At 65.5% G+C, this 13025-nt stretch carries 15 protein-coding genes; 13 read left to right on the forward strand and 2 right to left on the reverse strand.

Annotation, left to right across the window (positions count from 1 at the left end):
- Positions 1 to 31 precede the first annotated feature (31 nt).
- Positions 32 to 1510: an amino acid permease gene (locus ACWW36_RS16405; RefSeq protein ID WP_456137061.1), complete on the forward strand. Its 1479-nt coding sequence runs from the start codon at positions 32 to 34 to the stop codon at positions 1508 to 1510.
- 6 nt (positions 1511 to 1516) lie between these two features.
- On the opposite strand, the gene ACWW36_RS16410 is transcribed toward ACWW36_RS16405, so the two are convergent.
- Positions 1517 to 2113: a TetR/AcrR family transcriptional regulator gene (locus tag ACWW36_RS16410; RefSeq protein ID WP_456137062.1), complete on the reverse strand. Its 597-nt coding sequence runs from the start codon at positions 2111 to 2113 to the stop codon at positions 1517 to 1519.
- 95 nt (positions 2114 to 2208) lie between these two features.
- Here ACWW36_RS16410 and ACWW36_RS16415 point away from each other — a divergent pair, with 95 nt between their 5' ends.
- The 6 genes from ACWW36_RS16415 to ahcY all read left to right on the forward strand — a co-directional run bounded on the left by ACWW36_RS16415 (position 2209) and on the right by ahcY (position 6374).
- Positions 2209 to 2505 carry a hypothetical protein gene (locus ACWW36_RS16415; RefSeq protein WP_456137063.1) on the forward strand — a complete coding sequence of 99 codons (297 nt, stop codon included), beginning with the start codon at positions 2209 to 2211 and terminating at the stop codon, positions 2503 to 2505.
- A gap of 175 nt (positions 2506 to 2680) precedes the next feature.
- Positions 2681 to 3829, forward strand: a complete 1149-nt coding sequence (locus ACWW36_RS16420) for an alkane 1-monooxygenase (RefSeq protein ID WP_456142515.1) — start codon at positions 2681 to 2683, stop codon at positions 3827 to 3829.
- Positions 3826 to 3999 (forward strand): rubredoxin, encoded by a 174-nt coding sequence (locus ACWW36_RS16425; protein WP_456137064.1) that lies wholly within the window; start codon positions 3826 to 3828, stop codon positions 3997 to 3999. Before ACWW36_RS16420 ends, ACWW36_RS16425 begins: the two co-directional genes overlap by 4 nt.
- Positions 3996 to 4178, forward strand: coding sequence for a rubredoxin (locus tag ACWW36_RS16430; RefSeq protein ID WP_456137065.1), 183 nt, complete (start codon positions 3996 to 3998; stop codon positions 4176 to 4178). The genes ACWW36_RS16425 and ACWW36_RS16430 overlap by 4 nt, the downstream gene beginning before the upstream one ends.
- A gap of 17 nt (positions 4179 to 4195) precedes the next feature.
- Complete coding sequence (alkX, locus tag ACWW36_RS16435; RefSeq protein WP_456137066.1) at positions 4196 to 4828, forward strand: TetR family transcriptional regulator AlkX; 633 nt, start codon at positions 4196 to 4198, stop codon at positions 4826 to 4828.
- A 67-nt stretch (positions 4829 to 4895) separates the two neighbouring features.
- Positions 4896 to 6374, forward strand: coding sequence for an adenosylhomocysteinase (gene ahcY / locus ACWW36_RS16440; RefSeq protein ID WP_456137067.1), 1479 nt, complete (start codon positions 4896 to 4898; stop codon positions 6372 to 6374).
- Between the two features lie 77 nt (positions 6375 to 6451).
- Here ahcY and ACWW36_RS16445 read toward each other — a convergent pair whose 3' ends face one another.
- Positions 6452 to 6808 (reverse strand): heme-binding protein, encoded by a 357-nt coding sequence (locus ACWW36_RS16445; RefSeq protein ID WP_456137068.1) that lies wholly within the window; start codon positions 6806 to 6808, stop codon positions 6452 to 6454.
- 96 nt (positions 6809 to 6904) lie between these two features.
- Here ACWW36_RS16445 and ACWW36_RS16450 point away from each other — a divergent pair, with 96 nt between their 5' ends.
- The 6 genes from ACWW36_RS16450 (at position 6905) to ACWW36_RS16475 (ending at position 13013) form a co-directional block, all read left to right on the forward strand.
- The gene (locus ACWW36_RS16450) at positions 6905 to 7534 is read left to right on the forward strand and encodes a dTMP kinase (protein ID WP_456137069.1); all 630 of its coding nucleotides are present in this window, start codon (positions 6905 to 6907) and stop codon (positions 7532 to 7534) included.
- Between the two features lie 48 nt (positions 7535 to 7582).
- Positions 7583 to 8269, forward strand: coding sequence for a two-component system response regulator MtrA (gene mtrA, locus ACWW36_RS16455; protein ID WP_011895547.1), 687 nt, complete (start codon positions 7583 to 7585; stop codon positions 8267 to 8269).
- A complete protein-coding gene (gene mtrB / locus ACWW36_RS16460) occupies positions 8266 to 9927 on the forward strand; it encodes an MtrAB system histidine kinase MtrB (RefSeq protein WP_456137070.1) in 1662 nt (553 codons plus the stop codon). The genes mtrA and mtrB overlap by 4 nt, the downstream gene beginning before the upstream one ends.
- Complete coding sequence (gene lpqB / locus ACWW36_RS16465; protein WP_456137071.1) at positions 9924 to 11681, forward strand: MtrAB system accessory lipoprotein LpqB; 1758 nt, start codon at positions 9924 to 9926, stop codon at positions 11679 to 11681. The genes mtrB and lpqB overlap by 4 nt, the downstream gene beginning before the upstream one ends.
- 101 nt (positions 11682 to 11782) lie before the next feature.
- Positions 11783 to 12445, forward strand: coding sequence for a hypothetical protein (locus tag ACWW36_RS16470; protein ID WP_456137072.1), 663 nt, complete (start codon positions 11783 to 11785; stop codon positions 12443 to 12445).
- Positions 12438 to 13013, forward strand: a complete 576-nt coding sequence (locus ACWW36_RS16475; protein WP_456137073.1) for a DUF6529 family protein — start codon at positions 12438 to 12440, stop codon at positions 13011 to 13013. The genes ACWW36_RS16470 and ACWW36_RS16475 overlap by 8 nt, the downstream gene beginning before the upstream one ends.
- The last annotated feature ends 12 nt before the right edge of the window (positions 13014 to 13025 follow it).

The raw sequence follows: 13025 nt of genomic DNA on the forward strand, positions 1-13025 counted from the left end.
AGGTACGTTCCCGCGGAGGGGAGGACCTTGAATGGCCAGCAGGTGGCGGACCAAGTCGGTGGAGCAGTCGATCGCCGACACCGACGAGCCCGAGACCCGACTGCGTAAAGATCTGAACTGGTGGGATCTCACCGTGTTCGGGGTGTCGGTGGTGATCGGGGCGGGCATCTTCACCATCACGGCCTCGACGGCCGGCAACATCACCGGGCCCGCCATCTCCATCTCGTTCGTCATCGCGGCGGTCGCCTGCGGTCTGGCCGCGCTCTGCTACGCGGAGTTCGCGTCGACGGTTCCGGTGGCCGGCAGCGCTTACACCTTTTCGTATGCGTCCTTCGGGGAGTTCATCGCCTGGGTCATCGGGTGGGACCTGATTCTGGAGTTCGCGGTTGCGGCGGCGGTGGTCGCCAAGGGCTGGTCCAGTTACCTCGGTGAAGTCTTCGGATTCGGCGGCGGCACAGCGAATTTCGGCGGCCTTCAATTGGATTGGGGGGCGCTGCTGATCATCGCGTTCGTCACCGCGATCCTGGCGTGGGGCACCAAGCTCTCGGCCGAGGTCAGCCTGGCCATCACGGTGGTCAAGGTGTCTGTGGTGCTGCTGGTGATCGTCGTCGGGGCGTTCTATATCAAGACGGCGAACTACTCACCGTTCGTCCCGCCCGCCGAAGCCGGCGAAGGCGGAAAGGGCGCCGAGCAATCAGTTTTCTCCTTGTTGACGGGTGGCGAAGGCAGCCACTACGGCTGGTACGGGGTGCTGGCGGGTGCGTCGATCGTGTTCTTCGCGTTCATCGGCTTCGACATCGTCGCGACCACGGCCGAGGAGACCAAGAATCCGCAGCGCGACGTGTCCCGCGGCATCCTCGCCTCGCTGGCCATCGTCACGGTGCTCTACGTCGCGGTCTCCGTAGTGCTGTCCGGCATGGTGCGCTATACCGAGCTGCGCAAGGCCGGGGACGACGCCAACCTCGCAACGGCGTTCTCCGTCAACGGCATTGACTGGGCCGCCAAGGTGATCTCGATCGGGGCGCTGGCCGGGCTGACGACTGTGGTGATCGTGCTGGTGCTGGGGCAGACCCGGGTGTTGTTCGCGATGTGCCGAGACGGGTTGCTGCCCCGTCCGCTGGCCAAGACGGGGAAGCACGGCACGCCGGTACGGATCACGGTTCTGGTCGGTGTGCTGGTGGCGATCACCGCGTCGGTGTTCCCGATGGACAAGCTGGAGGAGATGGTGAACATCGGCACGCTGTTCGCCTTCGTCCTGGTTTCTGCGGGTGTCATCGTGCTGCGACGCACCCGGCCCGACTTGGAGCGCGGCTTCAGGGCGCCGGGGGTACCGCTGTTGCCGATCGCGGCGATCGTGGCGTGCGTGTGGCTGATGCTCAACCTCACAGCACTGACGTGGATCAGATTCGTCGTCTGGATGGCCGTCGGCGTGGTCGTTTACTTCGCGTACGGCCGCCGGCATTCGGTGCTGGGCGGCAGGGAAGCAGCCGAGGCCGTCCCTTCGGCGTGATTTCGCCTAGCCGCGTTGGCTGGGGAATACGGCCTTGAGCCCCTTCCGGAGTGTGTCGAGGTCGACGTCGTCGAGGATTGCCCGTCGAAGAATTACCCCGTGCAGGGTCGACAGCAGGACGTCCGCGACCGCGTCTGCTGGAGCGCTCCGGTCGATATCGCCTCTTTCTTGATAGGCGACGACGAGCTCGGTGAACACCTCACGAACGCCCTGAAATATCGGGACGACCTTGGCGCTCAGCGTTGGCGAGCGCAGCGACTCGGCCCACACCTGCACAAGCAGCTTGGCGGATTCGCGTTGCGCGTCCATCGGTGCCCGGTGTGAGAACACCGCGGTCAATGCTGCATCCAACGGTGGCAGCTCTTGCTCACGCATCTGCTCGAAGGAGGCCGCGACTTCGGCGAGCGCCTGCTGTGAGATCGCCACGATCAGGTCTTCCTTGGAAGGGAAGTAGTTGTAAACCGCGCCGGCCGACAACTGCGCGGCGCTGAGGACATCGGTCATCGAAGTGGCCTGAAAGCCGTCATGCAGAAAACAGCGCCGCGCCGCGTCAAGGATTTGCTGACGTCGGGCGGACCGGCGTTCGGGAGTCAACCTGGGCACCTTCGCATAATAAAACGAACGATCCTTCTTGTTGTTGAGGACCCAGCGGGCTAGATTACAAAAAGAAGGAACGTTCGATTTAGGAGGTCATGATCATGGGCGTGATGGTTGTCAAGCAGCGCGTCGTCGACGTAGACCGCTGGGCGAAGTGGTTCTGGGAACCCGAACTCGACGCGGCGCGACGCGCTCATGGGCTGGTCGTCACGGGGACGTACCAAGCGGTCGACGAGCCGCACACCGTCGTCGTCGTGATGGACATGGACACCGCGGAATCCGCGAGGGCATATGAAGCTTCGGCGACGCTGGCCGACGCCCGCGAACGGTGCGGTGCGGTGGGATTTCCTGACGGAGTCTGGATAGCGCCGACGCCGATCGAGAATCCGTACCGCTAGGCCGCCGCAGGGATCGGTTTACAAAATAACCTTTGGTGTCTAGACAGACGACAAAATCACTCGTATAGTCAACCTGAGAACGTGATGGCACTCACTCAGGAGGCTTGCAGTGACAACGCAACTGTCCGACGCCGACATCGCCCAGTGGCGCGATCGCAAGCGGCATCTGTGGCTGATGGGACTGATCGCCCCGACGGCGCTGTTCGTGATGCTGCCGCTGGTGTGGGCGTTCAATCAGTGGGGATGGCATGTGGCGGCGCAGGTGCCGTTCTGGATCGGGCCGATCCTGTTGTACGTGCTGCTGCCTGCGCTGGACTTGCGCTTCGGGCCCGATGGCCAGAACCCGCCCGACGAGGTGATGGAGCGGCTGGAGAACGACAAGTACTACCGCTACTGCACCTATATCTACATCCCGTTCCAGTACGCCAGCGTGATCCTGGGCGCATACCTGTTCACCGCATCCGATCTGAGCTGGCTCGGCTTCGACGGCGGCCTGGGCTGGCCGGCCAAGATCGGGCTGGCGCTGTCGGTCGGTGTGCTCGGCGGCGTCGGTATCAACACCGCGCACGAAATGGGGCACAAGAAGGACGAACTCGAACGGTGGCTGTCGAAAGTCACGCTGGCGCAGACGTTTTACGGCCACTTCTACATCGAGCACAACCGCGGCCACCACGTGCGGGTGGCCACCCCGGAGGATCCGGCGTCGGCGCGCTTCGGCGAGACCTTCTGGGAGTTCCTGCTACGCAGCGTGTGGGGGAGCCTGCGCTCGGCGTGGAACCTCGAGGCGCAGCGGTTGCGTCGCCAGAACAAGAGCCCGTGGCACTGGTCCAACGACGTGCTCAACGCGTGGGCGATGTCGGTGGTGTTCTTCGGCATCCTGATCGCGGTCTTCGGTGTGGCACTTGTGCCGTACATCGTGATCTCCGCGGTGTTCGGCTTCACGCTGCTGGAGACGGTGAACTATCTCGAGCACTATGGGCTGCTGCGGCAGAAGCTCGACAGCGGTCGCTACGAACGGTGCGCGCCGGTACACAGCTGGAACTCCGACCACATCGTGACCAACCTGTTCCTCTATCACCTGCAACGGCACAGCGATCACCACGCCAACCCGACGCGGCGCTACCAGACGCTGCGCAGTATGGAAGGCGCGCCGAATCTGCCAAGCGGCTACGCGTCGATGATCGCGCTGACGTACTTCCCTCCGCTGTGGCGCAAGGTGATGGACCACCGGGTTCTTGACCACTACGACGGTGACATCACCCGCGTCAACGTGCATCCGCGCGTGCGCGACAAGATGTTGGCCCGCTACGGGGTGGCCGCATGACCGCCTTCCGCTGCCCCGGTTGTGACTACGTCTACGACGAAGCGAAAGGTGCTGCGCGGGAAGGGTTTCCACCGGGCACCTCCTGGGAGGACATCCCCGACGACTGGTGCTGCCCCGACTGTGCGGTGCGCGAAAAAGTCGACTTCGAAGAGATGGGAGTGAAGCAGTGACCGACTTCAAGCTGTTCGTCTGCGTGCAGTGCGGTTTCGAGTACGACGAGGCCAAGGGCTGGCCCGAGGACGGCATCGCGCCAGGCACTCGGTGGGACGACATCCCCGACGACTGGAGCTGCCCGGACTGCGGCGCGGCGAAGTCCGATTTCGAGATGGTGGAGGTCGCACGGTCGTGACCGCTACGGTTGCGCGTGTGAATAGCCCGCGCGACCCGCGAACCGCGCAGCGCATCCCGTACGCCGAGGCGTCGCGGGTGTTGCTGCGCGATTCGATTTTGGACGGCATGCGCGAGTTGCTACTCACCCGTGACTGGTCGTCGATCACGCTGTCGGACGTCGCGAAGGCCGCGGGCATCAGTCGCCAGACCATCTACAACGAATTCGGCTCGCGCCAGGGCCTCGCGCAGGGTTACGCGCTTCGGTTGGCCGACGGCCTCGTCGACCAGATCGAGGACGCGATCAACGGCAATGTCGGCGACGTGTATGCGGCGTTCCTGCAGGGGTTCCGTGACTTCTTCACCGAGTCGGCCGCCGATCCGCTGGTGATGTCGCTGCTCACCGGGACCACCAAGCCCGATCTGCTGCAGCTGATCACCACCGACAGCGCACCGATAATCATGCGGTGTTCGGCGCGTTTGACCGAGTCGTTCATGAATAGCTGGGTACGCGCCAGCGAGGAGGATGCGGGCGTGCTGGCCCGTGCCATCGTCAGGCTCGCGATGAGCTATGTTTCGATGCCGCCGGAGGCCGACCACGACGTCGCGCGGGACCTCGCTAGACTCATGACGCCGTTTGCCGAACGCTACGGTGTGATCGAGCAGAATTAGCGGCAACGCAGCCGGGCTGCGTAATCTGTAACAAAGCTAAGTAAATGCGACGCGCCCACGAGAAGGAATGCATATGACGACCACTGAGCAGCGGCTGACCGCCGATGTTCGCAACGGCATCGACTTCAAGGTGGCCGATCTGTCCCTTGCCGAATTCGGCCGCAAGGAGATCCGGCTGGCCGAACACGAGATGCCGGGGCTGATGGCGCTTCGCCGCGAATATGCGGACGTGCTACCGCTCAAGGGCGCCCGGGTCTCCGGCTCGCTGCACATGACGATCCAGACCGCGGTGCTGATCGAGACGCTCGTCTCGCTGGGCGCGGAGGTGCGCTGGGCGTCATGCAACATCTTCTCCACCCAGGACCACGCGGCCGCCGCCGTCGTCGTCGGGCCGCACGGCACCATCGAGGAGCCCAAGGGCGTGCCGGTGTTCGCGTGGAAGGGCGAGACGCTCGAGGAGTACTGGTGGGCCGCCGAGCAGATGCTGACGTGGCCTGGCGAGCCGGCGAACATGATCCTCGACGATGGCGGCGACGCCACCATGCTGGTGCTGCGTGGCGCGGAGTTCGAGAAGGCCGGCGTGGTGCCGCCCGGTGAGGACGACGACCCCGCCGAATGGAAGGTCTTCCTGAACCTGCTGCGCGAGCGGTTCGAGACCGACAAGACCAAGTGGACGACGATCGCCGAGTCGGTCAAGGGCGTCACCGAGGAAACCACGACCGGTGTGCTGCGGCTGTACCAGTTCGCCGCGGCGGGCACCCTGGCGTTCCCGGCGATCAACGTCAACGACTCGGTCACCAAGTCCAAGTTCGACAACAAGTACGGCACACGGCACTCGCTGATCGACGGCATCAACCGCGGCACCGACGTGCTGATCGGTGGCAAGAACGTGCTCATTTGCGGCTACGGAGACGTCGGCAAGGGCTGCGCGGAGTCGCTCAAGGGGCAGGGCGCACGCGTGACCGTCACCGAGATCGACCCGATCAACGCGCTGCAGGCGCTGATGGAGGGCTTCGACGTCAAGACCGTCGAGGAGGCCATCGGCGACGCCGACATCGTCATCACCGCGACGGGCAACAAGGACATCATCACGCTCGAGCACATGCGCGCGATGAAGGACAAGGCGATCCTGGGCAACATCGGCCACTTCGACGATGAGATTCAGATCGCCGCGCTGGAGCGTTCGGGCGCCAGGCGGATCAACATCAAGCCGCAGGTGGACGAGTGGGTGTTCTCCGATGACGGCAAGTCGATCATCGTGCTGTCCGAGGGCCGGTTGCTGAACCTGGGCAACGCAACCGGGCATCCGTCCTTCGTGATGAGCAACAGCTTCTCGAACCAGGTGATCGCTCAGATCGAGCTGTGGACGAAGAACAACGAGTACGACAACGAGGTCTACCGGCTGCCCAAGAAGCTCGACGAGAAGGTGGCCCGCATCCACGTCGAGGCGCTCGGCGGCCAGCTCACCAAGCTGACCAAGGAGCAGGCCGAGTACATCAACGTCGACGTCGACGGCCCGTACAAGCCCGAGCACTACCGCTACTGATTCTCTGCCGAGAAGACGCAAAAGGCCCCTGGCACACGGCGTGTCGGGGGCTTTTGCGTCTGTTCACGCGCCGAGTTCTAAGGACTCGGCGGCGCGCCGCAGCGGTCCTTGATGTCGACGAGCGGTTGGCGGATACCCGCCATGTCCGCCTGCTCGTCAGGGTGAGAAGCCATGTAGACCTTCACCTTCGCGACGACCTGCTGGCGGGACAGACCTTTGAGGCTCGTCATGTAGTCGTTCAGGTCCGGATGGGTGAACAGGTACGCCGATGTCGATGCATCGACGCCTGCCCGTACGCCTTCGAGATCGGCGGCGCTGCAGTTGGGCGGATTCGCGGCGGGATCCTGTTCGGCATGAGCCAGTGGGGCACCGATGAACACAGCACCGACGACCGCGCCGCCGCACACCGTGGTGACAAGCCGGGACAACGTCATGGTGGACAGTCTGCGGCCGGGCCGTCGTACGTGCGCCCCCTGCCAAGGTGTTCCACAGAAGACTCCGTGCGGGTTCACAGGGGCTACGCTCGCCGCGTGCTCATCGTCATCGAAGGAGTCGACGGCGCCGGCAAGCGGACGCTGACCAATGGTCTGCGCGCCGCGTTCGAAGCCGCGCACAAGTCCGTCGCCACCCTCGCCTTCCCGCGCTACGGGCATTCGGTGGAAGCCGACCTCGCCGCCGAGGCGCTGCACGGCGCGCATGGCGACCTGTCGGAGTCGGTGTACGCCATGGCGGTCCTGTTCGCCTTGGACCGGGCTGGCGCGCGGGAGGAGATCGGCCACCTCAACTCCGCGTATGACGTGGTGATCCTCGACCGCTATGTCGCCTCGAACGCCGCCTACAGCGCGGCGCGGCTGCACCAGGGCGCAGACGGCGACGTCGTCGAGTGGGTGCGCGAACTCGAATACGAGCGCATCAAGCTACCCAAACCGGATTGGCAGGTGCTGCTCGACGTGCCGGCCGAGCTCGCCGCGGAACGCGCGGAGCACCGCGCTGCCACCGAAGCCGACCGGGCCAAGGACTCCTATGAGCGCGACGACGGCCTTCAGCGACGCACCAAAGAGGTCTACGCCGGACTGGCGGACGCGGGGTGGTGCGGGCGCTGGCGTGTCTGCGGGTCCGCCGTCGACCCCGAGGCGCTGGCAGGGGAGCTGGGTCAATAGCCGACTCGCGGGTGTGCTACCGGCGTTTTGTCGCATTTTGGTGACACCATGGACTCCATGAGGCAAAGGATTCTGGTCGTCGATGACGACCCTTCGCTCGCCGAGATGCTGACCATCGTGCTGCGCGGGGAAGGTTTCGACACCGCGGTCATCGGCGACGGCACGCAGGCGCTCACCGCGGTCCGCGAGCTGCGGCCCGATCTGGTGTTGCTTGACCTGATGCTGCCCGGCATGAACGGCATCGACGTGTGTCGCGTGCTGCGCGCCGACTCCGGTGTGCCCATCGTGATGCTGACGGCCAAGACCGACACGGTCGACGTCGTGCTCGGCCTGGAGTCGGGTGCCGACGACTACGTGATGAAACCCTTCAAGCCCAAAGAACTGGTGGCGCGAGTTCGAGCTAGGTTGCGTCGCAATGAAGACGAGCCCGCGGAGATGCTGTCGATCGCCGATGTCGACATCGACGTACCCGCCCACAAGGTCACCCGGCAGGGCGAGCAGATTTCCCTGACACCGCTGGAGTTCGACCTGTTGGTGGCGTTGGCGCGCAAACCACGGCAGGTGTTTACTCGTGATGTGCTGCTCGAACAGGTGTGGGGATACCGGCACCCCGCCGACACCCGTTTGGTGAACGTGCATGTCCAACGTTTGCGGGCGAAGGTTGAGAAAGACCCGGAGAACCCGCAGGTGGTGCTTACCGTTCGAGGAGTGGGATACAAGGCCGGACCCCCGTGATCTGGAGCTCGAGGAGACGCATTCATCGGCGTTCGGCACCACTACTACGCGGATTGGGTGCGTTAAGTCGAGCGATGGGTCTTGCCTGGCGGCGCTCGCTACAGCTGCGGGTGGTGACGCTGACGCTTGGGCTCTCGCTTGCCGTCATCTTGGTGCTCGGCTTCGTGCTGACCAGCCAGATCACCGACCGGATCCTCGAAGTCAAGGTTCGCGCGGCCACCGAAGAGGTCGACCGCGCCCGCAACACCGTGTCCGGCATCGTCGGCGGTGAGGAAACCCGATCGCTCGACAGCAGCCTGCAATTGGCCCGCAACACCCTGATCGACCGTAAGGCCGACTCCGGCGCAGGGCTCGCGGGCGCGTTCGACGCGGTGTTGGTCGTCCCGGGCGACGGGCCGCGCGCCGCGACCGCGGCGGGCCCTGTGCAGCAGGTGCCCAAGGCGTTGCGCGACTTCGTCAAGGCAGGCCAGGTCAGTTACCAATACGCCACCGTGCACACCGATGGTTTCTCCGGGCCGGCGCTGATCATCGGCAGTCCGACGTCGTCGCCGGTGACGAATCTCGAGCTGTACCTGATCTTTCCGTTGAACAACGAGGAATCCACCATCGCGCTGGTGCGCGGCACCATGGCCACCGGCGGTGTGGTGCTGCTGGGTCTGCTCGCGGCGATCGCGCTGTTGGTGGCCCGCCAAATCGTGCTGCCCGTGCGGTCGGCCTCGCGGATCGCCGAGCGGTTCGCCGAAGGACACCTGTCCGAACGGATGCCGGTGCGCGGTGAGGACGACATGGCGCGGCTGGCGGTGTCGTTCAACGACATGGCCGAAAGCCTGCAGCGTCAGATCACCCAGCTGGAGGAGTTCGGCAACCTGCAGCGCCGGTTCACCTCCGACGTCAGCCACGAACTACGCACGCCGCTGACCACCGTGCGGATGGCCGCCGACTTGATCTACGACCACAGCGACGATCTCGACCCGGCGCTGCGACGGTCGACCGAGCTGATGGTCAGCGAGCTCGACCGGTTCGAGACGCTGCTCAACGATCTGCTGGAAATTTCGCGCCACGACGCCGGCGTCGCCGAGCTCTCGGTGGAGTCGGTCGATCTGCGGTCGACGGTGCAGAGCGCGCTGGACAACGTCGGGCACCTCGCGGGCGATGCCAGCGTGGAGCTGATCGTCGACATGCCAGTTGAGGGGGTCATCGCCGAGGTCGATCCGCGGCGGGTGGAACGCATTCTGCGCAACCTGATCGCCAACGCGATCGACCACGCCGAGCACAAACCTGTGCGAATCCGGATGGCCGCCGACGAAGACACCGTCGCAGTAACCGTCCGCGACTACGGTGTCGGGTTGCGTCCCGGCGAGGAGAAGCTGGTGTTCTCCCGGTTCTGGCGTTCGGACCCGTCGCGGGTGCGGCGCTCCGGCGGCACCGGGCTCGGGTTGGCGATCAGCATCGAAGACGCGCGGCTGCACCAGGGCCGGCTGGAGGCGTGGGGCGAACCCGGCAAGGGGGCCTGCTTCCGGCTGACGCTTCCTTTGGTGCGCGGGCACAAGGTGACGACGAGCCCCCTTCCCCTCAAACCCACCGGGCAACCCGTTGGGCGCGAACGCCCTCCGCGCCGTCCGGCCCGCGAACGCGAACCGGCCGAGGAGACCGTGTGAAACGGCTTCTGGTGGCCCTCTGGCTGCTGGTGTTCGCTCTCGCGGGGTGTGCCGGCGTGCCCAGCTCGTCGGCGCCACAGGCGATCGGCACCGTCGACCGGCCCGCGCCGCCGAGTCTGCCGAAACCGACCCCGGGCATGGATCCCGACGTGCTGCTGCGCGAATTCCTCAAGGCCACAGCCGATCCCGCCAATCGGCACCTGGCCGCACGGCAGTTCCTCACCGAATCCGCTTCGCGCGGTTGGGATGACGCCGGTAGCGCCTTGCTGATCGACAACGTGGTGTTCGTCGAAACCCGCGGGCCCGACCGGGTGTCGGTCAACATGCGCGCGGACATCCTCGGGTCGCTGTCGGATATGGGCGTGTTCGAGACGGGGGAGGGTGCGCTGCCCGACCCCGGGCCGATCGATTTGGTGAAGACGCCCGGAGGCTGGCGCATCGACCGGCTGCCCAACGGGGTTTTCCTTGACTGGCAACAGTTTCAGTCGACCTACAAACGCAACACGCTGTACTTCGCCGATCCGACGGGCAAGACGGTAGTCCCGGATCCGCGCTACGTCGCGGTGTCCGATCTGGATCAGTTGGCCACCGAATTGGTCAGCAAGCTGATCATCGGTCCGCGTCCGGAGATGGCCAACACCGTGCGCAACCTGCTCGGGCCGCCGTTGAAGCTGCGGGGTCCGGTCACGCGCGCCGATGGCGGCAAGACCGGCGTTGGCCGCGGCTACGGTGGCGCCCGCATCGACTTGGAGAACCTGGCAACGACAGATCCCCACAGCCGGCAATTGCTTGCAGCACAGATCATTTGGACGCTGTCGCGAGCGGGCCTCAACGGGCCGTACGTGATCAACGCCGACGGCGCCGCGCTGGACGACCGATTCGCCGACGGCTGGGAAACCTCGGACGTCGCCGCCACGGACCCCGGCGCCTTCGAGGGTGCCGCGGCCGGCTTACACGCGCTGGTGGGCGGCTCGCTGGTGTCGCTGGACGGTCAGCGGGCGCCCCGCGTCGCCGGATCGTTCGGTCAGACGCCCAACCAGACCGCGGCCACGGTGTCGCGCAGCGGCCAGGAGGTCGCGTCGATCGTGACGCTGCGGCCCGGCGCGCCGGATATGGCGTCGTCGCTGTGGGTCGGCCCGCTCGGCGGCAATGCCACGCAGGCGATGGAAGGCCGCACCTTGTCGCGGCCGAGCTGGTCGCTCGACGACGCGATCTGGGTGGTTGTCGACGGCATCAATGTCGTGCGGGCGATCCAGGACGCGTCGGGCCAGCCGGCCCGTATCCCCGTCGACTCGGCGGCGGTCTCGATGCGGTTCCCGGGAGTGATCGCAGAACTGCAACTCTCACGGGACGGCACGCGTGCGGCGATGGTGATCGAGGGACGCGTGATCCTGGCCAATGTCGAGCAGACCCCCGGCGGCGGCTATGTGTTGACCTACCCGCGACGTCTCGGCTTCGGCCTTGGCAATACGGCGGTGTCGTTGTCCTGGCGTACCGGCGACGACATCGTCGTCAGCCGGATGGACCCGCAGCACCCGGTGTCGTATGTGAACCTCGACGGCGTCAACTCCGACGGGCCGAGCCGCAATCTGCTGATGCCGGTGACGACGGTCGCGGCGAACCCGTCGACGGTGTACGTCGCCGACCAGCGCGGCGTGCTGCAGCTGTCGGGTTCGGCGGCGGAGAACGATCCGGCGTGGGCCGAGGTGCGGGCGTTGATGGTCGCCGGCGCGGTGCCCGTATTGCCCGGGTGAGGAAACCCGTCGGTGAACGCGTACTGAACCAACTCCCGGCATCGCCCGTTGTGCAGACAAACATCGCCTGACGGTGTTTGCTCAACAGCCAGGAGGGGATTATGAAGATCCGCGGTCCGTACGTCACTCTTGCCGCCGTCGCGGCGCTCGGAGCCGGCATCTTGCTCGTGAACATCTCCAAGGAGCCGGAGAAGCCGCCGCCGGAATATTCCACCGCGCAGTCGACCACGACCGCGCCGGCCACTGCGGCACCTGCGCCGCCCGCGCCGAGTACGCCGCCCCCGTCCGCGTTTCCAGCCAAGGCCGACTATGTCGGCAAGATTCCGACGGCCAACGGCACGATCACGTTAGAGATCGCCGTCGACGGTGAGAAGGCGATCGCCTACGCGTGCGACGGCAACACGATCGAATCGTGGCTGCGGGGCAACGCGACGAACGGCGCGGTCAGCCTTGCAAGCAAGGACAAGTCGGGCCGGCTCGATGGGCGGCTGCAGGGCAGCGCGGTCGTCGGGACGTTGTGGCTCGGCGAAAAGCAATGGAACTTCAGCGCTTCGGCGGCGCAGCCGCCGGCCGGGCTGTATGTCTACGACCAAGCCGGCGTTCGCAGCAGCTGGATCATCGACCAGAACGGCGGTGTGACCGGCGTGCAACGGCAACCCGACGGCACCACCACACCGGCGCCTGGGTTGTCCCTTGACCGCACCTCGGTGATCGACGGCCGCACGGTCGTCGCGAATCGCGTGGAGGGGGATAGCGATGTCTGACACTGACGCGCCGACGACGGCAACGCCGACGAGGTCCTCGAGTGGCGTGGCCGTACTGGTCGCTGTCCTGGTCGGCGCACTCGTGGCGGTCGGGCTCGGCGTGTTCGGCAAAGTACATGAGCCACAATACTTTTCCATCAACATCGCGGGGTTCTCCAGTGGACTCGCGGCGAAGTCCTGGCTCGCGACACTGGCCATCGTGCTGGCGCTGTTCCAGCTCGCATCGGCGTTCGCGATGTACCGGCTGATCCCCGGCGGAAAGGCACCGTCGTGGATCGGCACCGCGCACGTGTGGTCGGGGCGGCTTGCCGTGCTCGTCAGTGTGCCCGTCGCAGTGCACTGCCTGTACGCGCTCGGCTTCGAGTCGTACGACAACCGGGTGTTGTTCCACTCGCTGTTCGGCTGCTTCTTCTACGGCGCGTTCGTGACAAAGATGGTGCTGTTGACGCGCAAAGGTCTTCGGGGATGGGTGATTCCGGTCGTCGGGGGCTTGGTTTTCTTCGGGCTGGTGTATATCTGGCTGACCTCGGCGCTGTGGTTCTTCCAGACCAACGGAATTACGTTTTAGAGGAAGGGATTT

The organism is Mycobacterium sp. MMS18-G62 (genome assembly GCF_053877835.1).